This is a genomic window from Bacillus toyonensis BCT-7112, from assembly GCF_000496285.1.
In the GTDB taxonomy this organism is placed as follows: Bacteria; Bacillota; Bacilli; order Bacillales; family Bacillaceae_G; genus Bacillus_A; species Bacillus_A toyonensis.
Genome location: NC_022781.1, coordinates 347,840 through 374,803, shown reverse-complemented (window position 1 = coordinate 374,803; position 26,964 = coordinate 347,840). Strand labels below are relative to the sequence as shown.

Sequence of the window (26,964 nt, the reverse complement as noted above, 5' to 3'; positions counted from 1 at the left end):
AATTTTATAGAAATAATCCTCTTAATATATTAAAATAACATCGTATTATGTCAGATTTTAATTAGGGGAGAGAAATTTTATGTTGAAAAAAATCATTCCAGTTGCTTTAGCATTAAGTACAGTTACTTTTACTAGTGTATTTGCTGCGCCTTCAGCCCAAGCAAGTACAGAACAAAACCGCTACATAGATGTGCAAATGCTCGGTATTAACGATTTTCATGGGCAACTAGACACTGTAAAAAAAATTAACAATAAAGATGCAGGGGGAATCGAGTACTTAGGGGCTTATTTACGTGATCGTGAAAAACAAAATCCGAATACATTAAAGGTACATGCTGGCGATGTTGTTGGAGCAAGTACTCCTGTTTCAGCATTATTACAAGACGAACCTACGATTGAATTTCTAAATGATTTGAAATTCGATGTTGGAACTATAGGAAATCATGAATTTGATGAAGGTGTTGAGGAAATGAACCGCCTTATTTATGGTGGATACCATGAGAAAACAGGCAATTTTAAAGGAGCAAAATTCCCATATGTTGCCGCAAATTTTTATAATAAATCCACTGGTCGTTTATTTTTACCACCATTCACTATAAAAAAGGTGCAAGGAGTTCCTGTTGGATTTATCGGAGTCGTAACAACGGATGTTCCTAACCTTGTTATGCCTACTATGCTAAAGAATGTTGAAATTACAGATGAAGTTGAAGCTATTAACAAATCCGTAAAGCAATTAAAAAAACTTGGCGTTAAATCTATCGTTGTTCTTGCGCATAACGGAGGTACAACAGATGGAAACGGCGTAACAAATGGTGATATCGTTCGATTAGCAAATGAGACTGATCCAGAAGTCGATGTTATTTTTGGTGGGCATAGCCACACCTATGTAAATGGAACTGTCAATAATAAACTTGTCGTACAAGCAAATTCTTATGGTATGGCTTTTGCTGATGTTGATGTAAAGATTGATCGTAAGACACAAGATATTGTTGAGAAAAAAGCAGAAATTGTTACAACTTACCATGAAGGCATGGAGCCTGATAAAAAAATAAAGAAGAAGATGGAGAAATATCAAGCAAAAATCGCACCTCTTGTTAATGAAGTTGTAGGTAAGTCTATTGCTCCACTAGATCGCAAACTCAATAAGGCTGGTGAATCTACTCTTGGAAATTTGGTTGCTGATGCCCAGCGTGCAACAATGCAATCCCAAATTGCACTTATGAATCCTGGTGGTATTCGTAATGACTTAGATGCTGGTGATATTACATGGGGAGAGATATATGGTATTCAACCATTCGGAAATCAATTAATAAAAGTAAATTTAACAGGTCAAGACATTCGTGATATTTTAAATCAACAATGGCAAAAAGATATAACAAGAATGCTTCAAATTTCAGGGATCCAATACACTTGGGATGCGAATAAGCCTAATGGAGAAAAAGTAAAAAGTATTCGCTTAACAAATGGAGAAGAAATCATTCCTTCTAAAACTTACAGCGTCGTTGCGAACGCATTTCTAGCTTCAGGTGGAGATGGATTTGTATCCTTTAAAAACGGTAAAGATGCTGAAACAGGACCAACCGATTTTGAAGCACTAGTAGATTATATAAAAAAATCAAAAGAACCAATTCAGTCTATTATTGATGGAAGAATTCAAAAAATAAATTAGTTTTTTATTAATCTCAAAAACAACTAGATTACCTGTGCGCTATACTTTTTAGTGTACAGGTAATCTATTTTTTTGATTTGAATAGTCTAACTGTGGCCAATGGGTATACCGTCTAGATGCAGAGTGCCGAAAAAAATTGAAATAAACAAAAGTTGATATCCTGGACGTACAGGGAGTCTTTTTTGAAAAAACGGGACATAGCGAACATCAAACAGGCTTAACGATGGATGTTAAAAGTATAAATAATGAACTAGAGTTATCATTTGCTAAGACGAAGGAAGGGAAATGGCTGAAAGAAAATGTGCATCGTGCAGGATTTATTATTCGCTATCCAAAGGAAAAAGAGAATGTAATTGGTTATGCGTATGAACCTTGGCACATTCGCTATGTAGGGGATGATGCTGAAAAAATATACAAGGAAAAACTAACTTTAGGGGAATATATGAGATAAGAAGGCTAAAGTGAATTGGAAATCTGTATTTTTTGTTTGGAGAATAGTATTTTATAAAATAGTAGGGTGCTTTATTTTAATAGATTGAACAATTGCCTATCTAAAAATTTGATAGGCAGTTGTTTTCTTTTGAGTAAAAAGTGAAATGATTTTATTATGTTCGCACATATGAAAAGTGTAATGTGTAAATATATCCTAAACACCAATTATTGCCCCTCATTATTAGCGATAGGATAGCTACTTAAGGACAAAAAAGAATTGGCTAACTTTTGTGCAAAATGTAATGGAGGCTCTACAGATTGGATATGAATATACATAATTAAGGGATTCATGTAAAGCCAGTGATTATGTAAAGCACTTACAATAATTCCTTGTTGTACAATTGATTTCATAAATGCAGGAGTCTCTTCTTGTAGAATAGCGATTTCGCCTAAATTTAATGCATTACCATTTTGATCCAACGATTCAAAACTTACTCCGACGGGTACTACATAGGTACTCGGTTTTCCTTGAACAAGCACCCTAAAATCGCGGTGAAAAGACACCGAACAACCACCTTGACTTATTTTACTTTTCCCTTTAAGTATTGTAGCAAATTGTTCACAAATGAAATTAAAATTTTGCATAAATTCAATCCCTTTCTCGTACAAAATTATGTAATTAGAGATTTGATTGATGAAATACAGATAAACAATCTTTCTTCAACATTAAAAAAACAGGCTGTAATTTTAATTTATTCAATGTTTATTTTAAAAGAAATGCACGCTATATTATTTAAATATTTAGAATTTATTCGAAAATGATTAGTATATTCGAGTTATTAAATTTATGATTCATGATAGTCCGTTCGAGATATTGTTATAAAAAATCTATAAAGTATGTAATTATACGCTTTTAGTCTATGTAGGTAAGATAAATATGTGTCTAAATTTGAATGATAAAACTAGAAAAACAACGGTGAGAAAATAACCAATAATATTTTATTTTCTATAAAAAGTACTGCTAAATAGTATTTTTTTCGAAATAAGTCTTTCTTATATAAGTATATTGCTACTATGAACATATCTATTTAAAAACAAGACTTTTTTGAATACAAAAGAATGGGTTCTAAAATACCTTGTTTATACAAGAAGAATTCAGTTGTTTCTCCTTGTATCTATTTATATTTTTAAGTATAGAAAAAACCTCTTATGAATATAGAAGGGAATTCCTTATGTTTTTCTTAAACAAATTATTAAATTACGGTTATTTTAACCAAAATTTTCATAGAAATATCTTTTAAAAGAACATTAGTTCGTATATAATAAGAACAAATGTTCCTTATTAGGGGTGATAACCTTGTATGATTATTCTCTTTTACCGAATCGTATTATTCTTTGTGTAGACCTTCGTAGCTTCTATGCAAGTGTGTCATGTATTAAAAAAGGACTGGATCCACGTTATACAAAATTGGCTGTCGTAGGAGATGTAAATCGGAGTGGATCAATCGTATTAGCAGTAACACCGCCATTAAAAGCGTTAGGGATTAAGAAAATGGCAAGGTTGTACGAAATACCGAAGCGGCCAGATATTATTATTGCAAATCCGATTATGCATACGTATATGAAATGTTCAACTTTCATAACTAGTTTAGCTTTGCAATATGTTGCGCCGGAAGATTTTCATCAATATAGTATCGATGAGTTTTTCATGGATATGACTGCAAGTATTCATTTGTTTGCGAGTAATCCGCTCGAATTCGCATTAAAGCTCAAGCGAGAAATATATGAACGTACACGGATTGAAAGTACGATTGGTATAGGGCCTAATTTATTATTGAGTAAAGTAGCGATGGATATTGAAGCGAAAAAGAGTAAAGATGGAATAGCACACTGGACGTATGACGATATACCCGAGAAGTTATGGAGTATTAGACCAATCAGTAAATTTTGGGGTGTATCGTACAAAACTGAAATGAAATTGAATCGAAAAGGTATACATACAATTGGAGAATTAGCTCAGTATCCTTTGAAATATTTAAAGCAATCTTTCGGTGTAATAGGGGAAGAATTGCATTTACATAGTAACGGGATTGATTTTAGCAGAATAGCAGAGAAATACGTTCCAGCGACAACATCTATAGCGAAAAGCCAAATATTATTACGGGATTATTCGATAGGAGAGTTCGTAGTTATTTTATTAGAGCATATAGAAGAAGTTTGTTATAGGTTGAGAAGAGAAGAGAAATATGCACAAACAATTCATTTTTCAATTGGGTATAGCAAGGAATACGGTGGGGGAATAAAAAAGGCGCATACGTTAAATCGGGCAACAAATGTAACGATGGATATTTACAATATTTGTACATATTTTTTATATGAGCGCTATACAGGAGAACCGATTAGATCGTTAAGTGTCTCATTAACAAACCTTATTAATGAAGGTGAAGAGCAAATTTCGCTTTTCGATAACATTGTACAAAGGGAAAAAGAAATCCGATTAACGAAAGTTATGGATGAAATTCGAACACGGTTTGGTAAGAACAGTATTTTACGTGGGATTTCCTACACAAGCGTCGCAACATCAAGATATAGAAACACATTATTAGGAGGACATAAATCGTGAAGAATGCTAATATGCCAAAAGGAAGAGGGATGGTAAAGTGGCAACCGTTCGCTAGTATGCCAGAGCAATTCGCAGTTATTAAAGAAATGATACATGTGAAAACGAAAGTCACGCGTCCGATCTTAACAGAGGATGCAAAAGAAGTGCTTGAAAATAAGTTGTTATGTTCCTATTTAGGTGAGGAAGAGATTTTACTTACATATTATAAAGGTGGCTACTTATATAAAAATTACATAACAGTAGTTGATATTAATCCATTAAATGAGACGATTATTTGTACAGATGCTTTTGGGCATAAACGTACTTTTAAATTCGGTGATTTAATTGAAATGGAATAGAATAGCTTTTTTAGCATGGAGGGTCACACTTTAAACACTCTAACGGTTTGTTTAAAGTGTGGACTTCAAGAAATAAAAAGAAAAAATCCCATTGACAATGATAATGAAAATCATTATCATTTATTTGAGAGATAATTTATTTGTATAAAGGGAGATATTGCTTTGAAAAAAAATAATATGAGAGCGTTAGTAGTAGCTACAACATTAGCTATTCCTTTTGCTGTTTATTCTAGCCCAGTGCAAGCAGCGGAAAAAATAGCAGAAAATAAAGCAGGAGTTATGGTAACAGATCGTGTATATAATGTTGAAATCAAAATATATAAAGATCAAAAAGATGAGCCATCCATGGTGTCTCAATACATAAAAGATCCCAAAGTTAAGATTGAAAATGGGAAAAAAGTTGTTACTGCAACAGTACAAGATAGCGATTATTTCCAATATCTTAGAATAGAAGATAGAAATCAACCAGGTGTATTTCACGATGTGAAAGTATTGTCAGAAGATAAGAGGAAAAATGGGACGAAAGTAGTTCAGTTTGAAATAGGAGAATTTTCGAAGAGATATAATATGCAAATGCATATTCTCATTCCTGCTATTGGATATGATCATAAATATCAAGTTCAATTTGAAATTTCAGATCCGACAGCAAATAACAAAGAAACTGAGAAACCAGATGATAATTCTAATGCAGGTGATAAGGAAACGGATCATCAAATTGATAGTCAAAATATGATAACGGACAAAAAATTAAGGGAACTTGTTAATAAAAAAGTATTTAATAGAAAAGATTTAAATACACCAATTACGAAAGAAGAGTTATTACAAGTAAAAAACTTATTTTTAAATACGAATGAGATCCTCGACTATAGTGGATTGAAATATATGCCTAATTTAAAGTCTTTAACAGTTGCTAATGCAAAGATAACAGATCCGTCGTTCTTTGCGAACTTAAAACAATTGAACCATTTAGCTTTGCGCGGTAATGAAATTGTAGATGTAACACCGCTTATTAAAATGGATAATTTAGAATCTCTTGATTTAAGCAATAATAAAATTACGAACGTTGCACCACTAACTGAAATGAAGAATGTGAAAAGTTTATATGTAGCAGGCAATCAAATTGAAGATGTAACAGCATTAGCAAAAATGGGACAATTAGATTACTTGAATTTAGCAAATAATAAAATTACGAACGTTGCTCCATTAAGCTCGTTAAAAAATGTAACATACTTAACTTTAGCGGGTAATCAAGTTGAAGATATTACACCGTTATATGCATTACCTTTAAAAGATTTAGTATTAACGCGTAATAAGGTTAAAGATGTATCGGGCATTGACCAATTGAATCAATTAGATGAATTATGGATTGGGAAAAATCAAATTGAAGACGTGACACCACTTACTAAAATGACTCATCTTAAAGTATTAGATGTACCTAATAATGAGTTAAAGGATATTACTCCATTATCAAATTTAGTAAACTTGCAAAAACTTGATTTAGAGGCAAATTATATTTCTGATTTATCACCAATTAGTCAGTTGAAAAAACTAACGTTTTTAAGCCTTGTAGCGAATGAAATTCGTGACGTTAGACCTGTTATCGAATTAAGTAAGCAAGCATACATTAATATTCAAAATCAAAAAGTCTTTTTAGAGGACGTAGAAGTACATAAAGAAGTGAAAGTACCTATTTATGAAAAAGACGGTGAAATCTCTACAAAAATCCGTTTAAAAAGTGATGGCGGCACTTACAATAATGGTGTAATTACATGGAATACGTTAGGTGAGAAAGTATATGAGTTTGGAGTAAAAGATCCATTTGCTGATACAGGCATCTTTTACACTGGTACAGTAATACAAAATGTTGTGGATAAAGTATCGGGAGAAGTAACAGATCCAAAAGGAGAAGTAACAGATCCAAAAGGAGAAGTAACAGATCCAAAAGGAGAAGTAACAGATCCAAAAGGAGAAGTGACAGAACCAAAAGGAGAAGTGACAGAACCAAAAGGAGAAGTGACAGAACCAAAAGGAGAAGTGACAGAACCAAAAAGTGAAGTGACAGAACCAAAAGGAGAAGTGACAAAACCAAAAAGTGAAGTGACAGATCCAAAAGGTGAAGGAATAGATCGAGTGAATTCGCAAATTACTAAAAATAACGCATTGAATAAACAAATTGTTAAGAAGGAACAGATATTACCTGCTACAGGACATGATACGAATTGGTTATCCGTTTTTGGTGGGGGATTAATGTTGATAGGAGCTTATTTATATAGAAGGTTAAAGAGAGTTAACTAAAATAAAAACCTTTTTGCTAACTAATGAATTGAAAAATCGAAGTAATCTGTGCGATACAGTTATTTGAAGGGATTATCCTAAATATAGGATTCTTTCTTTGAGCAAAATTAGATGTGCTATCCTGAATTTTTAATAATGGTAACAAAAATAAGAACAGCCATTCAACGAAGAAGGCTGTTCTTATTTTTATTTCAATAGATATTTTTACATTATCAATCTGTCTGGATTGTCTTTTTTCTTTTAGTAACTTTATATTTTAATAAGAAGCTTCTTAAATAAATAATAGTAAGTCAGCTTAGGTGAATCCATTTTTATTTTCTATATCTCTTCCTAACTTAATTATATCATGTAATTAACGTTCGAAATAGACTGTTTATTCTTATTGACTACTGCTAAAATCAAGAACACATGACTAGTAAGGAGAGATGTTAAATGAGTTCTTTCGTTCTCGATTTTCAGGAAATAGAAAAAACACAGCTTTTTCTCGTTGGTGGAAAAGGATTGAATTTAGGGGAGTTATCAAACATTCAAGGTATACAAGTGCCAGAAGGATTTTGTGTTACAACAGTAGGGTATGAAAAAGCCATTGAACAAATTGAAGTGTTTCATACTTTGTTGAATCAACTAGCCATACTAAAAATTGAGGACCGAGATCAAATTAGTGAAATTAGTAAGAAAATTAGAGAAGCCATTATGACAGTGGAAATTCCAGTTGATGTAGTGGAATCAGTAGCTCATTATCTCTCGCGTTTTGGAAATGAACATGCATATGCAGTGCGTTCTAGTGCTACTGCTGAAGATTTACCGTATGCCTCGTTTGCTGGTCAGCAAGATACGTATTTAAATATCATCGGAAAAGAAGCGGTTTTGCAGCATGTAAGAAAGTGTTGGGCTTCTTTATTTACAGATCGAGCGGTTATATACCGAATGCAAAACGGCTTTGATCATAATCAAGTTTCTATAGGTGTTGTCGTTCAAAAAATGGTTTTCCCTGTGGCTTCAGGGATTTTATTTACTGCGGATCCGATTACTTCTAATAGGAAGGTGTTATCAATCGATGCCAGCTTTGGACTTGGCGAGGCGCTAGTATCTGGATTGGTTTCTGCCGATAATTATAAGGTAAAAGAAGACGAAATCGTCGAAAAGGTCATCGCAACGAAAAAATTAGCCATCTATGGACGAAAAGAAGGCGGAACAGAGACAAAGAAAATTGCTCCTAATCAGCAAAAAGTTCAAACACTTATTGAACAACAAATTTTACAATTAGCACGCATCGGAAGACAGATTGAAGCTTATTTTGGTTGTCCGCAAGATATTGAATGGTGTTTAGTTGATGATACATTTTATATTGTTCAAAGTAGGCCGATAACGACTTTGTATCCAATTCCAGAAGCGAATGATCAGGAAAATCATGTGTATGTATCGGTCGGTCACCAGCAAATGATGACGGATCCTTTGAAGCCATTAGGAATGTCTTTATTCCAGTTAACATCCTTTGGACCGAGGTTTCAAGCTGGGGGAAGGCTGTTTGTTGATGTTGCACAAAGATTGGCCTCACCTGCTAGTAGAGAATTTTTATTAAATACAATAGGAGAATCAGAGCCGCTTATTAAAGATGCATTAATGACTGTAATAGAGCGAGATAATTTTATTAAATTGTTACCGGATGAAGAAGAAAAAAGTCTTGGAAAAAGTATGCCACCTGCAAGCTCGCAACCACAAATCGAAAACGACCCAGCAATCGTTACGGATTTAATCAAGAACAGTCAAGCATCGATAGAAGAGTTAAAACAAAGTATTCAAACGAAATCAGGATCAGATGTACTTGATTTTATTTTAGAAGATATTCAGCAATTAAAGAAAATATTATTTCACCCGCAAAGTATGGCTGTCATTATGGCAGGTATGAATGCTTTATCATGGATCAATGAAAAGATGGAGCAATGGCTAGGAGAAAAAAATGCAGCAGACACACTTTCTCAATCTGTACAAAATAATATTACTTCAGAAATGGGTTTAGCATTATTGGATGTCGCAGATGTGATTCGTCCGTATCCAGAAGTCATTGCGTATTTACAGCATATAGAAGATGACAGCTTTTTAGATGAACTAGTTCAGTTTAAAGACGGGGAAAAAGTTCGAGATGCAATCGAGGCGTTTCTAAATAAATACGGAATGAGATGCAGCGGCGAAATCGATATTACGAAAACGCGCTGGAGTGAAAAACCAACTACAATTATCCCGATGATTTTAAATAATATAAGAGATTTTGAAGCTGGTGCTAGTAAGCGGAAGTTTGAAGAAGGGCTGCAGGAGGCTTTAAAAAGAGAAGAAGAGTTATTAGACAAATTGCAGTATTTAGCAGATGGCAAACAAAAAGTAGAAGAGACGAAGCGAATGATCAGTATAATTCGGAATTTCGCTGGCTATCGTGAATACCCAAAATACGGAATGATTAATCGCTATTTCATATATAAGCAGGCATTACTAAAAGAAGCCGAGCAACTCGTGCGAAATAACGTTATTACTGAAATAGAAGATATATACTATCTTACTTTTGAAGAACTTCACGAAGTCGTCCGCACTAATAAACTAGATTACAAAGTTATTCATAAACGAAAAAATGAGTACAAATTATATGAAAAACTAACACCTCCGCGTGTTATTACTTCTGATGGTGAAATTATTATAGGTAAATATAAACGAGAAAATCTCCCTACCGAAGCAATAGTAGGTTTGCCTGTTTCTTCTGGAGTGGTAGAAGGGAGAGCTCGTGTTATTTTAAACATGGAAGATGCAAGTTTAGAAGATGGAGATATATTAGTTACGGCATTTACTGATCCTGGCTGGACGCCATTGTTTGTGTCTATAAAAGGGTTAGTTACGGAAGTTGGCGGACTCATGACACACGGGGCAGTGATTGCGCGTGAATATGGATTACCAGCAGTCGTCGGGGTAGAGAATGCTACGAAACGAATAAAAGACGGGCAACGAATTCGGGTACATGGAACAGAAGGATATATTGAGATAGTGTAGTTATATTTTAAATAAAAAGATCGTCCACTAAATATAGCGGACGATCTTTTTATGATTGTAAGCTTGCTGCTATCATCCATCTGAAACTGAAAATTAAAATAAAAATGAGCATATGAATTGGATTTCTTTGAATGCCCCTGTCGTAGAAGGAGACATACATGCTACGATACTCATTCACATGCAAGAAGCAACCATGAAGATTGATGAATTAGAATGTACATCAATCTAAAACAAAGAATATTTTCAAAAATATTACAAATTCAGACAACATATTGTAAATTATCTGAATTTTCATTATTATATAAGCGTTATAACGTATTTAATATTGGGGAGGAATAGGGATGAAGAAAAAGCCTTTTAAAGTGCTGTCTACGCTTGCGGCGGCAGCAGTGCTTAGTTGCACATTTGGGGTAGGTAGTCAATCTGTTTATGCGGCAACGCCGTCTAATGTAGGATCTTTAAGTCCGATTGATGGAAATTTAATTCAAGAGGACCGTCTAGCAGATGCGCTCAAGAAACGCGGTGTAATTAATAATTCTGCGTCGAAAGAAGACACATTAAAAGCTGTTGAAAAATACGTAGAGAAGAAAAAAGGCGAAAATGCTGGGAAAGAACCAGCAACAGGGGATAGTGTCTCGAGAGAAGCGTTTGACTTTTTGAAAAAAGTGAAAGATGCAAAAGCAGATGCGAAAGAAAAAGCTGATCAACCTGCTAGTGGCCCGGTAGTTGGACAAGAGCCGGTTAAAGGGGGATTAAACGGCAAAGTACCAACTACTTCAGCGAAGCAAAAACAATATAATGGTGATGTCCGTAAAGATAAAGTGCTTGTATTGTTGGTGGAGTTTGCTGACTTTAAGCATAACAATATTGATCAAGTACCAGGTTATATGTATTCAAATGATTTTAATCCAGAACATTATCAAAAAATGTTATTTGGTAATGAGCCATTTACACTCTTTGATGGTTCAAAAGTACCAACATTTAAACAATATTATGAAGAGCAATCTGGTGGTAGTTATACAGTAGATGGCACAGTAACAAAGTGGTTGACAGTTCCTGGTAATGCGGCAGATTATGGCGCAGATGCAGGAGATGGCGGCCATGATAATAAAGGACCAAAAGGACCTCGTGATTTTGTAAAAGAAGCATTAAATGCGGCTGTAGAAAGTGGTATTGATTTATCTGAATTTGACGAATACGATCAATATGACAATAATGGTGATGGCAATAAAAATGAACCAGATGGTCTGATTGATCACTTAATGGTCATTCACGCTGGAGTTGGGCAAGATGGAGGCGGTGGTAGACTAGGTGATGATGCAATTTGGTCGCATCGTTGGCACCTTGGAACACCATATCCAATTGAAGGAACAAAAGCAAAAGTTGATAACTGGGGCGGTAAAATGGCAGCGTACGATTACACAATTGAGCCAGAAGACGGAGCAGTTGGTGTATTCGCACATGAATTTGGTCATGATTTAGGCCTTCCGGATGAGTATGATACGAAGTATTCAGGAGCAGGGGAGCCAATTAACTCTTGGTCTGTTATGAGTGGCGGCAGCTGGGCTGGTAAAATTGCAGGTACAACGCCACCGAGTTTCTCTCCGCAAAACAAAGAGTTCTTTCAAAAGAACATGGGTGGAAACTGGGCAAATATTGTAGAGGTAGACTATGATAAATTAAATCGTGGTATCGGTTTTGCAACGTACTTAGACCAAAGTGTAACGAAATCAGCTCGTCCTGGTCTAATTCGCGTTAACTTACCAGATAAAGAAGTGAAAGGTATTCAGCCTGCATTCGGTAAGAAATATTACTATAGTACAAAAGGCGATAATCTTCATACAACATTAGAAACACCAGTGTTTGATTTAACAAATGCAACACTGGCGAAGTTTGATTACAAGTCATTGTATGAAATTGAAACAGATTATGACTTCCTTGAAGTATATGCAGTGACAGAGGATAATAAGAAAACGTTAGTCGATCGAATTGGCGAAAAGAATGTGAAAAATGGTCTAGATACAACGGATGGTAAATGGGTAGATAAGTCATATGACTTAAGCAAATTTAAAGGTCAAAAAGTAAAACTAGTATTTGAATACATTACAGATGGTGGCTTAGCACCGAACGGTTTTACTTTTGATAACGCTACATTAACTGTAGATGGAAATGTTGTCTTCTCTGATGATGCAGAAGGCGAATCGAAATTAAAATTAAATGGTTTCGTTGTAGCAAACGGTTTTGATAAGAAGAAACATAACTACTATTTAGAGTGGAGAAACTACGCTGGTGCTGACCAAGCATTAAAATATAGCAGCGGTGTACCGTATAATACAGGTCTTGTTGTATGGTATGCAGACTCTAGCTTTACAGATAATTGGGTTGGTATTCATCCAGGAGAAGGTTTCTTAGGGGTTGTTGACTCTCACCCAGAGGCAATTGTTGGAACGCTAAACGGCAAACCAACTGTTCAAGGTAGTACACGATACCAAATCGCAGATGCTGCATTCTCCTTTAATCAGACGCCAGCATGGAAAGTTGTATCTCCAACACGCGGAACATATGATTACAAAGGATTACCAGGTGTAACGAAGTTTGATGATTCTAAATTGTATATAAATGATTTAATCCCAGATGCAGGACGTAAATTACCGAAGTTTGGATTGAAATTTGAAGTAGTTGGACAAGCAGATGATAATTCTGCAGGTGCAGTTCGTTTATATCGTTAATAATGGAGAAGCTGTTGAAGGGGATTCCTTTCAACAGCTTTTTTCATAGAAACATAAATTTCATTAAGCAATTAGTTGATGTCCAGATTGATTAAAATATATTTCTATGCAGGTTGGCTTACTTCTTTAAACCAGCCGCATAAAACGGGCCGTGAACTGCGATAGTTGATAAAATACGAGCAATTTCCTTAGGTGTTTCTTTTTGGCCATTATTTAACCATTGCTGAATGACACCTATATGAGCAGATGCCATATAAGAAGTTAGGTATTCGCTTGGAACAAGCAAACTCTCTTTATCAATAAGAGCCCCATTCGTATCTTCAAATAGTGTTTTCCACATAAAGTCTTTCAGTTTTGTTTGGAAAGATAAATCTCCTTTTGGACTTAACACAGCTTTCATAAAATCACTATTTTCATTTAGAAATTCAAGAATAGAAGCGATAAGTACAAATGGCGTCGTTGGGGAAGGGTTTGAGCCAAGATCGGCAATCACTTCAGGGAATTTTTGTTTGGCAATGCTAGAAAACTCATGCATAATTTCTTCTTGGCATTTCGTCATTAAATCAAATTTATCTTGATAGTGCGCATAAAATGTACCGCGATTTATGTTCGCTTTCGTTGTAATATCTTTTACTGTAATGGCGTCAAAACCTTTTTCTTCAATAAGCTCCACTAGTGCATTTCGTATGGCCGTTTTCGTACGAATAACACGTAAATCTAAATTACTATCACGCAAAGCATGTCCCTCCTTAATTTTACTCAACACATTTAGCAAAAGTGTCTTATAACCGACACATTCACGATTTTTGATTATTGAATAAGATTTAGTTCAAACATATAATTCAAAATATAAATAAACAACACGTTGTTCATTTATTGTAACGAAAATTAAAGGAGGAGAAAAGAAAATGTTTAAAAACAAACTTTTATTGTTAGCACCAGTTATTGCACTACTTGTTGTTTTTATTTTTTCATTAACATTATTCCCAACTGTTCAACCAAAGCCAAAAAACTTGCCAATAGCAATTGTAAATGAGGATCAAGGTGTAGAAGTTCCAAATCAACCGAAAATGAATATGGGGCAAACAATTGTTGATAATATCAAAAAAACAGCGAAATCAGATGAAGAACCTGCGATGAAGTGGGTAGAAGTGAAAAATAAGGAAGCAGTTCAAAAAGGTTTAAATAATCAAGAGTATTATGCCGCATTCGTCATTCCGAAAGAATTTAGTATGAAACAGGCTTCATTACGAACACCGCAGCCATCTTCACCAGAAGTAGAAATATTAATTAATCAAGGAATGAATATGGCTGCATCAACTATGGCAGGGCAAATGTTAAATGGTGTAGTGGATAATATGAGCAACAATGTTCGCACACAAATATTAGATGGATTGAAAGCAAGGGGAGCTACTTTAACAACAGATCAAGCTTCGAAATTAGTAACACCTATTGTAAAGCACGTGAAAAATGTGAATGAGGTCGGAAAAAACAGTGCGAACGGTAACTCACCAATGTCATTATTTCAGCCGTTATGGATTGCAAGTTTAGCTAACGCAGCAATTATTTTTATTGCGCTTAGTAAAATGCCGGTACGTACAAGAAAAGAAAACTTTGGATTAAAACTAAAACAAATAGTAGCTGGAGCAGTTGCGACACTTGTAATTGGTTTTGGCCTTACGTGGATTGCAGATGGGATGGTAGGATTAAATATTTCGAATTTCACGGAGACAGCGTTGTTCTTATCCATCACGTCTTTTAGCTTCTTCTTAATGATATCGGCGGTACTTTCATTAGTTGGGCTAAAAGGTATCGGTTTATTCGCACTCTTACTATTCTTCGGGGCACCGTTATTATCATTAGCACCTGAAATGTTGTCGCCATTTTATCAAAATTGGGTTTATTCTTGGTTACCAATGAAATTTATGATCGAAGGACTCAGGGAGATCTTCTTCTTCGGAAAAGGGTTAAGCTGGAATACACCTGTTACTGTGCTCGTTTGGATTGGTGTGGTAAGTATGGTTGTTATACTAGCAACTGCATTGAAGCGTAGTGCAGTAAAGGGACATAAAATGGAATTGAATGCTTAAAAGATAAAAAACGTTTCACTCGTAGTGAAGCGTTTTTTGATGAAATCATTAGGAATCGTTAAGGAAATTAAGCAGCGATAGATAGGGTTTTACAATATGTTATACGTGATTGAAGTATTCGTGTTTGCAGTAATTTTTTTGTATACATGCTCCTACTATTTCAAAGTGCATAAAATGTTATGCGAAATTATGGAGGGGATACGATGTATAATTCGAATTATCATGATTGGTATAGGCAAAATGATAAGTTGATAAGTGATATTGAAAAAGCTATAAACGGAGAATATAGCGCTATAAGCTGCTACGCAAAGTTAGCTAACATGGCTCCAAATCAAGTAGAACGAAATCAGATTCTTGAAATTCGTAATGATGAAATAAAGCATTTCCAAAACTTTGTCCAAATTTATACGAACTTAACTGGCAGGCAGCCTAAACCACAGATTACCGAAGAATGCCCGAATACGTACTTACAAGGATTAGAATTCGCTATACAGGATGAGCAAAGGACAGTAGATTTTTATTTGGAAATTTCAGATGAAACATCGGATGCATCTGTGAAAGATTTGTTACGGAGAATAGCTGCAGATGAACAAAATCATGCGGTTTGGTTTTTATATTATTTTGTGAAGTCGAAGTGAGTATAAAGAATGAGTGGCTGATGTGATGAATATATTAGAAATTGTTTTAAAGCGTAGTGCAACAATTGAATGAAAAACTTAAATATAAGCAGAAAGAAACCGTTTCATAAGTAGTGGGACGGTTTTTCGCGGTGAAATACAAGTTACATAGGTATCGACAAAATATAGTAGTTGAATTTGGTATATAATGTATGAAATGAAAGCGAAAATAAATAAGCTAGGAGCAAATAAATGAAAAGAGGAATTATTGTAGATATTCCAAATGAATATGATAATCTACTTTGGAAAGTGTTAAAGCCGATCGATATTACGTTATTTGATTGGCGAGTGGAAAATGAGGAATCTTATTTCAGATTACCTGATGGATTAGGATCAGAATTATTCTCAGAAGATAACAAGGTAATGAGTGGATTAGAATTGAAAAAATTAATAAAAGACAACATATATTATCTCATTTTTGCAGATTTAAAAGCGTATCCAAAAGGAGAAGTATTAGAAGAGATTGAAACATATGAAGAGTTCACAGAGAGCAAGTGTGAAGTAGTCGTATTAGTAGCGGACGGTGATTATATACACATTTACGCTAAAGACCCAAAAGCGATTGAATTGATGTATGAAAACGCACTGAATCAAGGTTTTTATGTTGAATACGTTACAGACGAAAATGACGGTAGAACGCGTTTGTCAGTATAGTAGTAATTTGAAAGGGGAACGGCAATATGGAGAGAAATACAGTTAAAGAATATACAATACGAACTGCTACTGAAGAGGAGAGCGATACTATTATTACTCTATTAAGAGAAGTAGCAGAGTGGTTACAACATAAAGAAGTAGATCAATGGCAGTATCTGTTAGGAGGAGAGGCTACAGCTGAAATATTAGAATGTATAAGAAATAAATATACGTATATTGTTATGAAAGAAGATGAAATTGTTGGTACGATTACAGCATCTCCTAAACAAAATGAATGGGATGAACATATTTTTGGTAAAGAGGAAGTTTCGGATTCAGTATATATTCATAGATTTGCGGTGAGACGGAAGTATAAGGGGAATGGAATAGGAGAATCGATTTTGCAGTGGGTAGAAGAAAATGTACAGTGTGATAAAGAGTACTTGAAGTTAGATTGTGTGGGACATAATCGTACGTTGAATGATTTTTATAAGAAAAATGATTTTGAGTATGTGGGCAGTACGGATGGGCTTAGTAAGTTTCAAAAGAAAAGGAGCAAATAAATGAATCTAATTAACGTAAGTTTAGTTAAGAAGTTAATACAGAAACAGTTTCCTGAATGGGCACATTTAGAAGTGAAACCTGTAAAGTTTAGTGGGCATGATAATAGAACGTTTCACTTAGGAGATCAGATGAGTGTTAGATTACCAAGTGATGCAGCATATGCACCGCAAGTAGAGAAAGAAAACAAGTGGCTTCCTATATTAAATAAGGAACTTTCTTTACCAATTTCTGCACCAATTGCAAAAGGGCATTCGTCTGAAGAGTATCCGTGGCCATGGTCTATTAATAAGTGGATAGAGGGAGAGACAGTTACGAAAGAAAATGTTCGTGACTTACATGAATTCGCAGCGGACTTAGGATCATTTCTACTAGAATTGCAATCCATTGATTCTAGTAACGGACCAATAGCTGGAGCGCATAACTTTTACCGAGGCGGGTTTATATCTGTATACGATGAAGAAGCGAGAGTAGCTATTGAAAACAATAAAGACGCTTTTGATGAGGCATTGTTAAAGCACCTTTGGGATTTAGCGCTCCGATCAAAATGGGAACGCACACCAGTTTGGATTCATGGAGATGTTGCGCCAGGGAATTTACTCGTTAAAGATGGAAAGCTTTGTGCCGTAATTGATTTTGGTATACTAGGAGTAGGTGATCCGTCGTGTGACGCGGCGATGGCATGGACATTTTTTGATGAAAATAGTAGAAATGTATTTAAAGAAGTGTTGAGGATGGATGAGGAAACGTGGGATAGAGCGAGAGGATGGGCGCTTTGGAAGGCGTTAATTACATATGATGCGAATAGAAATAGTAATGAAAAAGTAGCTGAGGAAGCATATCGTGTAATCCAAGTGATTGTGGATGATTATAAAATGAGATGAAAATAGTAATGTGTAGCACAAGTTTTGATTGAAGTTATTTGACGTTTACTATGCAATAAAAAGGAGGGAACATAATTGAAAGTCAGGCAAGGGAAATATGAAGAAATAAAATTGCGTGATAGAATTCCAGGTATGGTTGAATATATAGATAGCACAAGACTTCCGGCTGATTTTCACTACTATATCCCTCCACACTGGCATAGAAGTATTGAAATTAGTTTAGTAATATATGGAGACGTTTTTTTGTATGTAAATGGGCAAAAAAAGAAAGTATCAGCTGGCGAGTTTATTTTTGTAAACAGTGGAGATGTGCACGAATTTGAAAAAGTTGAGAATGCAAGTTGTGCAGTAATGATGTTAATAGTTTCGTATGAATTTCTTAAAGAGCTAAATGCTGATTTTGATAAATATAGATTTACTCTACAAGCATCATTTGTGCAGAAAGAAAAGCTCCAACAAATATTTTATGAATTAAAGGAGTTAGTCACAAATTTTGATGAGTTAAGTTATATAAAAATGAATAGTTTAATTTATGAGATTGTTTATATTCTATTGCGCCACTGTAAAGATAGAAAAAAAGAAGATAATGATTTTCAATTTGGAAATAAACAAAAAGAGATAATTACATATATGTATGAACATTATGATGAAAAGCTTAAAATGAAAGATGTAGCGAAACACTTTTTTGTAAGTGAGGAACATTTTTCTCGGATGTTCAAAAAATCTTTCGGATCAAATTTCATCTCTTTTTTAACGAGATACAGGCTTCATAAAGCGTATGAAGATATTATTAGCAGTACGAATTCTATACAAGATATAGCAGTGAAACATGGATTTCCCAATGTGAAGTCATTCATTTCGCAGTTTAAAGGGAAATATGGGGATACACCATTACAGTATAGAAAAAATATCATATCAAAAAATGACAATAATTGAATCAAATATGAACAACAATAAAAATACGTTCCATGTTACATTTTGTACATGGAACGTATTTTTATTTAGTAAATGGAAATGTATACGGTTATATAATTTTTCGGAAAATGAAAGCGTTAAAAAAGAGATGGGGGAATAGTGAATGTCTAGAAAATATAGCTTAGATTTATTAGAAAAGATTCAAGAAAAACAAGAAACCATCAATGTACAAGGCGCAGAAGTAATAGTGAAAAACATACCAGATTGCGATGAAAAGGGAGCAATGGATCCACGTCTTTATAAAGATATGAAGGTTCAAATGAATATAATGAGGTTTATGCCTAAAAATATGATGAAAATGGACGCTTCTGAAAAATCGGTAAAGAATATGAGAAAGCAGTTTAATGGTATTAAAAGCGTTCCAATCGTAACGAAAGATATAAATATTACGAATGAAACGGTTAAAGCGGAAGATGGATATGACATTCCGATAAGGATTTATAATAGTATTTCAAAACAAGAAAACGCGCCAATTTTATATTTTATTCATGGTGGCGGATTCATGGCAGGATCACCAGATGTGGTAGAAGAACTTGTGAAATTAATAGTAGAAAAAACAGATATACTAGCCTTTTCTGTAGATTATCGATTAGCTCCAGAACATCCTTTTCCAAATGGACATACAGATTGTTACACTACTTTAAAATGGATTTATGAGAATGCTGAAGCATTCGGCGGTGATAAGAATAATATTTTTGTTGCGGGTGATAGTGCTGGAGGGAACTTAGCACAGTATTGTACAACGAGAGATATGGAAGATGGTAGAAACTTCGTTAAAGGGCAATTACTTCTGTACCCTACACTTAACATGTGTGACTATGAAGACGAGTTTTATTCTTGGAGTATAGATAAATATGAGATTGCTCCGAAATATAAAAAAGGATTAGAAAAAATGCTTAATATGATGCATGCAATGGTCGGAGGGATGGCAGAAATACTTGGTACGGAAGACATTCATTCGAAGTATTTAAGTCCATACGTTGATGTATCTTCAGATTATCCAAGTACATTTATTACGGTAGGAGAACATGATTTTTTAATGATTGAATGTTTAGCGTATGCAGCTAAATTGAAGAAACAAGGAGTGGATACTGAAACGATTCTCTATCGTGGTTTAGGGCACGCGTATGGAGATAATGTAGGTGTCTATCCTCAAAGTGAAGATTTAGCGATTGAGATGGGGAGTTTTATATTGAAGCATAGTAAGAAAGACTCCTACTTTGAGCAATGATTTTAAACTCTACTTTGTGCTTTAAGTGAGAATATCTAAAAAGTATATAAAAAGCCTAATTTGATCTAAATGTTTCAAATTAGGCTTTTTTATATGATTAAATATTCAAGATCAAAAGAAGGAATAAAACTATATTATGCAGAATATTTAGATAATAGGAGGTGTCGAATTTTGAGTGAAATTGAATTAAAAAGTAATGTAATTAAGACAGGAAGAGAGAGGAGTATGATTCTTCGGTTTATACTCGCTAGTCTCGTTGGGGTGTTTATGTTTTTCGTACCTGTTACGATAAATGGAGCTTCTTCTATTATGATTGATCATATCGTATCGTGGATCCGTACTTCAGTTCCGGGCGTAGTACCTTATTATGCATTGTTTGTTATGGTGATTGGTGCGATTTATCCATTTTATACGAAGAAATGGAATGCATCTATCGTAGACATTTGTTTTTCTATTTTAAAAGTAGTTGGTGTTGTTTTTGGCGTATTATATTGTTTTAAAGTGGGACCAGCTTGGTTTTTTGCACCAGATGTTGGGCCGTTTTTGTATGAGAAACTAGTTATATCGGTAAGTTTACTCGTTCCGATTGGTTCGGCGTTTTTAGCGTTATTAGTCGGATATGGGTTGCTTGAATTTGTCGGTACATTTTGCCGTCCGATTATGAGACCTTTATGGAATACGCCGGGACGATCGGCAATTGATGCGGTTGCTTCCTTCGTTGGAAGTTATTCACTAGCCTTATTAATTACGAACCGCGTATATAAAGAAGGAAAGTATACGACAAAAGAAGCAGCCATTATCGCTACAGGATTTTCTACAGTATCCGCAACATTTATGATCATCATCGCAAAAACATTAGACATTATGCATTTATGGAATGTTTATTTTTGGACTACACTTGTAGTAACATTCATCGTGACTGCTATCACCGTAAGAATCCCACCTCTTAGTAGAAAGCCCGATACATATATTACGAAAGAAGGGTTCCCAGAGCCCGTTTATAAGGAAAAAATGTTAGAACGTGCTTGGGAAGATGCATTAGAAGTATCAAGATCTGCACCGAGCATTATGAAAAATATTGCAGTGAACTTAAAAGACGGTTTTATTATGACGATGGGAATTTTACCATCTATTATGTCAGTAGGGTTAATTGGTATCGTCTTAGCGAAGTTCACGCCAATATTTGATTGGATCAGTTATATTTTTTATCCATTTACATGGGTTTTACAATTACCAGAAGCAGACTTAGCTGCTAAAGCGGTATCAGTTGGTATTGCAGAAATGTTTTTACCATCATTATTAGTTGTAAGTGCGCCGCTCGTGACAAAGTTTGTCATTGCGGTTATTTCGGTATCATCTATTTTGTTTTTCTCCGCTTCAATCCCTTGTATATTATCGACAGATATTCCGTTAAAAGTATCTGAACTTATTATTTTGTACGTGCAGAGAACGATATTAACGTTGCTTATTATTACGCCGATTGCTTATTTGGTGCTTTAATAGGAAACCCTCGCTTTCTATGTGAGCGAGGATTTTTGTTGTTAAAATCATTATATATAAATTTTGAGATATTTATTCATATGTTATAGTAACAAAAGAAGGGGGCTTACAAATGGAAATCATTCACGAAAGAGCGAAGTTACGGTTAATGGATAGTGGTGATGTCGAAACTTTGTTTTCGATTGTAGAAGGAAATAGGCAAATTTGGGCGTATTTAATCTCTAAAATGGAAACTGTTCAAGATATGCAGCAATATGTTCAAAAAGCGATAAAGAGTTATGGAAAGGGTACACAAATCCCTTGCGCTGTAGTGGATCAACAGACGAACAAGATTGTAGGGAGTACACGTTTATATAATATTTCAGTAGAAGATAAAACAGTGGAGTTAGGGCAGACGTGGTACCATCCAATTGTGCAACGTACGAGTATAAATACAGAATGTAAGTATATGCTTCTCCAGTATGCTTTTGAAAAACTGCATATGCTACGAGTGCAAATTAAGACGGATGTAAGAAATGAAAAAGCACAACGAGCAATTGAAAGGTTAGGCGCGGTAAAAGAAGGTGTGCTAAGAAATGAAAGAAGATTGCCGAGCGGTCATGTGAGAGATGCAGTTGTGTACAGTATTATTGCGAGTGAATGGTCAGGCGTGAAAGGAGAATTGTTAGAAAAATTAGAGTTATACAAAGAAAAGCTATAATTCGTATTTTGTAAGGTATATGATCGTAATTTGCGAATAATATACCTTTTTTTCTTACAAAACACTAACTTATTTAATTTACTTTTGTTTCATCATTCCCTTCTGAGAAAAAATTCGTTACAATGTAGTTGTATGGTAATAAACTAATGAATTAAAATTGTAATGAAAACCGCAAATGAAAAATGAATTGATAATCCTCAATTTTAAATGAAAACCCTTTTATATATAATAAGTAAAATACCTTCTTTTAAACAAACTCAAACAAAACGATTTGATATAAATGTTTTTTTATAGAAGTATGGATGATGTACGGAGGCAATTACAAATGAAAGAAAATAAGAAGAGTAAAAAAAGACGAATCTTTCAAGTGTTTTTATTAATGATTTGTTCTGCTATTTTGTATGTGAGCTATGCAGCTTACGATATTTGGAGTTATCGCTTTAAAACGGATGATGATGTGAAGACAGATGCTGGTATCGTGCTAGGAGCAGCTTCATGGAACGGAAAACCATCTCCTGTATTTAAGGAAAGAATTAATCACGCGATTTCTCTATATAAAAACGGAAACATTAAGAAAATTATTTTTACAGGTGGTACAAAGTTTGAAGCAGAGCTTGAGGAAGCTCGCACTGCTAGAGTATATGCATTGAAACAAGGTGTAAAAGAGGAGGATATTTTAATAGAAACAAAATCCCTTTTCACTGAAGAAAATTTAAAGAATGCGAAGGAAGTTGGAATAGAGAACGGAATACACTCATACACGATTGTAAGTGATCCGCTTCATATGAAACGCGCAATGAGAATCGCAAAACATATTAACATTGAGGCATATGCTTCACCGACTCCAACATCAGCATATAAAACGTTAGATACAGAAATTCCATTCTTTTTTAAAGAATTATTCTCGTATATCGGATATGTAACCTCTTTGCCGCTAAAGGCATTGAAGGGGGATTAATATAAGAAAAGGACCTGTTTTTCTATAGGGATTTTTCGGGGGATTAATATAAGAAAAGGACCTGTTTTTCTATAGGGATTTTTCTTATAATCCAAAAACATTGTATTTTTATCGGAATAGTGAAACAATAGAGAGGTAGCTTCATATAATCATAATGACAAAATGAACGGTTTATGAATCGAGCATTTACGGGCAGCCCGACTCCCACTGAACTTCTTTGCTCCACCTGAATTTTGAGGTGGGAGTTTTACTGCCCGCAAATAGCGGGATAAAGGAGATTATAGTATGGCACTCTCATTTGTTGAAACAGAAGAACAATCTTTCATTATTGAACAAATAAATAAATTGATTCCGAAGTTCATGGAAAGGGAGCATCAATTAAGTGAATTAGGATCATTTCCGTATGAAAATATTAATAATTTAAAAGATATCGGATATACGAAAATAACGTTACCGAAGGAATTTGGTGGTAGTGCGATTTCTTTATATGACTTCGTTTTATTTCAAGGGAAAATTGCAGAAGGCTGTGGAGCTACTGCATTATCGATTGGATGGCATATCGGTATTGTAAAAGAGCTAGCTGAAAATCGCTCTTGGAATGATGGAATGTTCAAATGGTTTTGCGAAGAAGTGCGTAATGGTGCACTCTTTAATCGGGCAGCAACAGAACCGAAAACAGGAAGTCCGACGCGTGGTGGTAAACCAGAAACAATCGCGGTGCAACAAGGCGAGAAGTGGATTATAAATGGAAGGAAAACTTTTACAACGATGGCACCAGTACTTGATTATTTTATTATTTCAGCAAGTATGGAAGGCCGAGAAGAAGTTGGTGAGTTTGTCATTCCAAGAAATACGCTCGGTGTATCAATTGAAGAAACATGGGATAGCGTTGCGATGCGAGGAACTGCTAGCCACGACCTTGTCTTACAAAATGTGGAGATAGAAAACCGCTTCTTTACGAATGTATTGGGCGGGAAAGTGAAACAAAAGGGTATTGGCTGGTTGCTACATATACCAGCATGTTATTTAGGAATCGCACAATCAGCAAGAAATTATGCAGTTCAGTTTGCGGAATCATACAAGCCAAATAGTTTAAACCATTCTATTAGTTTATTACCGAGTGTTAGAAGATTAGTTGGAGAAATAGAGCTTGAGCTTATGCAAGCTCGCGTCTTTTTATATCAAATTGCGAAAAAGTACGATGAGGCAGAAGATAAACTATCACTACAAGCAGAACTAGCGGCAGTGAAATACGCAGTAACAAATGCGGCGATATCTATAGTAGATAAAGCAATGCGTATCGTAGGGGCAAAAAGTTTATCAGAAAAAAATCCACTTCATCGTTATTACTTAAATGTCAGAGCGGGTTTACACAATCCGCCGATGGATGATGCAACATTGTCTATACTGGCGGATGTAGCATTTCGGTCGTGATGTTTTAGGAATAGAGCTTATGAATTTAAATGTTATTGTTTATGGACAATATAGTTGTTTTGAAAGCACGTGTTTGATTAGTAATCGAACACGTGCTTTTTATTTGTTTGCCATCCTAGTTTGAAATGTAGTGTTTTCATATAAATGATTATCATGATTTGATGAATGTTCCTAGATGAAAAATATTTATTGTAATGCCAGTTTGGATGTAAACGGTGATAAGGTGTTTTTTGTTGGGAAGGAATTTGTAACTTTTAATAGAATAATTTATGAAGATGATTAGATAATAAATGTTTACACATAAGGAGATAAAACTATGGAAAAGAACAAATTACTAAGAATGGACAATGTCAGTATCGTTGTAGAATCTCTTGATGACGCAATCTCTTTCTTCGAGGAGATTGGCTTGAAACTCGAAGGGCGAGCTACTGTCGAAGGTGAATGGGCTGGTCGCGTAACCGGACTGGGCTCCCAGTGCGTAGAGATTGCTATGATGGTTACGCCAGATGGCCACAGCCGAATTGAACTTTCGCGATTTCTCACCCCACCTACTATATCAGATCACCGGACTGCTCCTGTAAACGCCCTCGGTTATTTACGCGTCATGTTCACTGTTGAAGACATTGACGAAATGGTATACAGACTCACGACTAAGTGTGGTGCTCAGCTCGTTGGCGAAGTGGTTCAGTACGAGGACTCGTATCGACTCTGTTACATTCGTGGAACCGAAGGGCTTCTAATCGGTTTGGCGGAACAACTCGGTAACAAATAAGAAAGTGACGTTTTATAAAAAAACTTTACTGAAATATATTACTGAAGTGAAAATTGAAACAGAATAGTAGTGTGAAAGTAACTTTAAGAAGTAGGGTACGTCATATAACATAACATGCAAGCGAAAGGACTCTCCGAACCACTTGGTTGCCGGGGAAGAAGCAGGGAAGAGATTCAGGTAACATCTCTGTGAAAACGTTATATGCTAATTCCTCTCAATGTGAAGAAATTTATTATTCAATAAAAGGGCTCTTCTCCAGAGCGACAAAAAAGCCAATTTCCTTAATTTTAATATTGAGAAATTTGGCTTTTAATTTTGGAATTTCTTTAACGTTGTAAATTCGTATTTTCCTGAGCTACCCTATGCTCATCAAACTAAGAAGAGCAACTACTCCAAAGCGAGAAAATTGACATCTCCAGATGAGGATGTACAATTTTTTGTTTTGAGGATGCTCCAAAATATTAGCTTGATAGCAATGGGCAGCATCCCTTGAATAGCTTCGAAGAACTCAATTCTAAAAAATACATCTGAACGAGAGATAATGGAATGTTCTTTTGTAAGATGTATATCTTTTTCTCTTTTTAGTAGTATTGTTCATGAAAAATAGCACATTACAAATAAGTGTTATCAATTGAAAAAATCTTTCTTTTCATTCTTCTTTTTATAGTTTTATAGGAGAAAGCTAGGCTTCTTATTTTTACTAATGTATAATAAGAAAAAAGCACGAAAAGAGGTTATCTCATGCTAGAGGTTATTGCAACATGTTTAGAAGATGTGAAACGAATTGAAAGCGCGGGTGGGAAGCGGATTGAATTAATTTCATCTTATACAGAAGGTGGATTAACGCCGAGTTATGCATTTATTAAAAAAGCGGTAGAAGCAGTAAATATACCGATTCACGTTATGATTCGTCCGCATGCGAAGTCTTTTACATATACGGAAGAAGAAATTGAAATGATGAAAGAAGACATTAGCGTTGCGCAGAAGTTAGGTGCAGCAGGCGTTGTATTAGGCGTATTAAACGAACAAAAAGAAGTTGATAAAGAGAAGCTAGCAGATTTGTTATCTGTTGTAGATGGAATAAATGTAACGTATCACCGTGCGATAGATGATATAGAAAACCTAGTAGAAGCGATGAGAACTTTAAAGGAATTCCATAAAGTGACTCACGTGTTAACTTCAGGTGGACAAGGAAATATAGTAGATAATATTCCAGTGCTTAAAGATATGCAAAAGGTAAGCGATGGTCAAATTCAACTTGTAGCTGGAAGTGGTGTAACGAAAGAAAATATAAAGCAGTTATTAGATGAAACTGGAATTTCGCAAGCTCATGTCGGTACAGCGGTAAGAGAAGGTAAATCATGTTTTTCTGAAATTGATCGAAGTTTAGTGCGAGAATTAGTTGAAATAATAAAATAAGTGCATAA

At 34.8% G+C, this 26,964-nt stretch carries 21 protein-coding genes and 2 pseudogenes; 21 read left to right on the top strand and 2 right to left on the bottom strand.

The window, feature by feature from the left end:
- The first annotated feature begins 79 nt into the window (after positions 1-79).
- Both BTOYO_RS01930 and BTOYO_RS01925 read left to right on the top strand, forming a co-directional pair.
- Positions 80-1,669, top strand: a complete 1,590-nt coding sequence (locus BTOYO_RS01930; protein WP_000913767.1) for a bifunctional metallophosphatase/5'-nucleotidase — start codon at positions 80-82, stop codon at positions 1,667-1,669.
- 178 nt (positions 1,670-1,847) lie between these two features.
- Positions 1,848-2,120, top strand: a pseudogene (locus tag BTOYO_RS01925) (M15 family metallopeptidase); the annotation flags it as partial.
- Between the two features lie 206 nt (positions 2,121-2,326).
- On the opposite strand, the gene BTOYO_RS01920 reads toward BTOYO_RS01925, so the two are convergent.
- Positions 2,327-2,746, bottom strand: coding sequence for a DUF1259 domain-containing protein (locus BTOYO_RS01920; RefSeq protein ID WP_001178952.1), 420 nt, complete (start codon positions 2,744-2,746; stop codon positions 2,327-2,329).
- 712 nt (positions 2,747-3,458) lie between these two features.
- Between BTOYO_RS01920 and BTOYO_RS01915 the strand changes: the two genes are divergently transcribed.
- The 6 genes and pseudogenes from BTOYO_RS01915 (at position 3,459) to BTOYO_RS01895 (ending at position 13,122) form a co-directional block, all read left to right on the top strand.
- The gene (locus tag BTOYO_RS01915; RefSeq protein ID WP_000272635.1) at positions 3,459-4,724 is read left to right on the top strand and encodes a Y-family DNA polymerase; all 1,266 of its coding nucleotides are present in this window, start codon (positions 3,459-3,461) and stop codon (positions 4,722-4,724) included.
- Positions 4,721-5,062 (top strand): YolD-like family protein, encoded by a 342-nt coding sequence (locus tag BTOYO_RS01910; RefSeq protein ID WP_000786246.1) that lies wholly within the window; start codon positions 4,721-4,723, stop codon positions 5,060-5,062. Before BTOYO_RS01915 ends, BTOYO_RS01910 begins: the two co-directional genes overlap by 4 nt.
- Before the next feature lie 162 nt (positions 5,063-5,224).
- Positions 5,225-6,988, top strand: a pseudogene (locus BTOYO_RS01905) (leucine-rich repeat domain-containing protein); the annotation flags it as partial.
- Between the two features lie 45 nt (positions 6,989-7,033).
- The gene (locus BTOYO_RS28200; RefSeq protein ID WP_372418624.1) at positions 7,034-7,357 is read left to right on the top strand and encodes an LPXTG cell wall anchor domain-containing protein; all 324 of its coding nucleotides are present in this window, start codon (positions 7,034-7,036) and stop codon (positions 7,355-7,357) included.
- 432 nt (positions 7,358-7,789) lie between these two features.
- A complete protein-coding gene (gene ppsA, locus BTOYO_RS01900; RefSeq protein ID WP_000094175.1) occupies positions 7,790-10,393 on the top strand; it encodes a phosphoenolpyruvate synthase in 2,604 nt (867 codons plus the stop codon).
- 341 nt (positions 10,394-10,734) lie between these two features.
- Positions 10,735-13,122 carry an immune inhibitor A domain-containing protein gene (locus BTOYO_RS01895; RefSeq protein WP_000728987.1) on the top strand — a complete coding sequence of 796 codons (2,388 nt, stop codon included), beginning with the start codon at positions 10,735-10,737 and terminating at the stop codon, positions 13,120-13,122.
- Positions 13,123-13,240: 118 nt separating this feature from the next.
- On the opposite strand, the gene BTOYO_RS01890 is transcribed toward BTOYO_RS01895, so the two are convergent.
- Positions 13,241-13,858 (bottom strand): TetR/AcrR family transcriptional regulator, encoded by a 618-nt coding sequence (locus tag BTOYO_RS01890; RefSeq protein ID WP_001205673.1) that lies wholly within the window; start codon positions 13,856-13,858, stop codon positions 13,241-13,243.
- A 172-nt stretch (positions 13,859-14,030) separates the two neighbouring features.
- On the opposite strand from BTOYO_RS01890, the gene BTOYO_RS01885 reads away from it, so the two are divergent.
- The 13 genes from BTOYO_RS01885 (at position 14,031) to BTOYO_RS01825 (ending at position 26,956) form a co-directional block, all read left to right on the top strand.
- Positions 14,031-15,212, top strand: coding sequence for a YhgE/Pip domain-containing protein (locus BTOYO_RS01885; protein WP_000475850.1), 1,182 nt, complete (start codon positions 14,031-14,033; stop codon positions 15,210-15,212).
- A 203-nt stretch (positions 15,213-15,415) separates the two neighbouring features.
- Positions 15,416-15,850, top strand: coding sequence for a ferritin-like domain-containing protein (locus BTOYO_RS01880; RefSeq protein WP_000282814.1), 435 nt, complete (start codon positions 15,416-15,418; stop codon positions 15,848-15,850).
- 231 nt (positions 15,851-16,081) lie between these two features.
- The gene (locus tag BTOYO_RS01875; protein WP_000820174.1) at positions 16,082-16,543 is read left to right on the top strand and encodes a DUF2691 family protein; all 462 of its coding nucleotides are present in this window, start codon (positions 16,082-16,084) and stop codon (positions 16,541-16,543) included.
- Positions 16,544-16,569: 26 nt separating this feature from the next.
- Positions 16,570-17,085 (top strand): GNAT family N-acetyltransferase, encoded by a 516-nt coding sequence (locus BTOYO_RS01870; protein ID WP_000440855.1) that lies wholly within the window; start codon positions 16,570-16,572, stop codon positions 17,083-17,085.
- Positions 17,086-17,967: an aminoglycoside phosphotransferase family protein gene (locus tag BTOYO_RS01865; RefSeq protein ID WP_023440974.1), complete on the top strand. Its 882-nt coding sequence runs from the start codon at positions 17,086-17,088 to the stop codon at positions 17,965-17,967.
- A gap of 75 nt (positions 17,968-18,042) precedes the next feature.
- Complete coding sequence (locus BTOYO_RS01860; protein WP_000868380.1) at positions 18,043-18,903, top strand: AraC family transcriptional regulator; 861 nt, start codon at positions 18,043-18,045, stop codon at positions 18,901-18,903.
- A 142-nt stretch (positions 18,904-19,045) separates the two neighbouring features.
- Positions 19,046-20,173, top strand: coding sequence for an alpha/beta hydrolase (locus BTOYO_RS01855; RefSeq protein WP_000088546.1), 1,128 nt, complete (start codon positions 19,046-19,048; stop codon positions 20,171-20,173).
- Positions 20,174-20,344: 171 nt separating this feature from the next.
- The gene (locus BTOYO_RS01850; RefSeq protein WP_001289431.1) at positions 20,345-21,673 is read left to right on the top strand and encodes a YjiH family protein; all 1,329 of its coding nucleotides are present in this window, start codon (positions 20,345-20,347) and stop codon (positions 21,671-21,673) included.
- A 112-nt stretch (positions 21,674-21,785) separates the two neighbouring features.
- Positions 21,786-22,373 (top strand): GNAT family N-acetyltransferase, encoded by a 588-nt coding sequence (locus tag BTOYO_RS01845; RefSeq protein WP_000402592.1) that lies wholly within the window; start codon positions 21,786-21,788, stop codon positions 22,371-22,373.
- 325 nt (positions 22,374-22,698) lie between these two features.
- Positions 22,699-23,331, top strand: coding sequence for a YdcF family protein (locus BTOYO_RS01840; protein WP_000662220.1), 633 nt, complete (start codon positions 22,699-22,701; stop codon positions 23,329-23,331).
- A gap of 285 nt (positions 23,332-23,616) precedes the next feature.
- On the top strand, positions 23,617-24,765 hold the full coding sequence (locus BTOYO_RS01835) for an acyl-CoA dehydrogenase family protein (RefSeq protein WP_001218351.1): 1,149 nt from the start codon (positions 23,617-23,619) through the stop codon (positions 24,763-24,765).
- Between the two features lie 316 nt (positions 24,766-25,081).
- Positions 25,082-25,537 carry a VOC family protein gene (locus tag BTOYO_RS01830; RefSeq protein WP_000414361.1) on the top strand — a complete coding sequence of 152 codons (456 nt, stop codon included), beginning with the start codon at positions 25,082-25,084 and terminating at the stop codon, positions 25,535-25,537.
- 741 nt (positions 25,538-26,278) lie between these two features.
- Complete coding sequence (locus tag BTOYO_RS01825; protein ID WP_000895104.1) at positions 26,279-26,956, top strand: copper homeostasis protein CutC; 678 nt, start codon at positions 26,279-26,281, stop codon at positions 26,954-26,956.
- Positions 26,957-26,964: the final 8 nt, after the last annotated feature.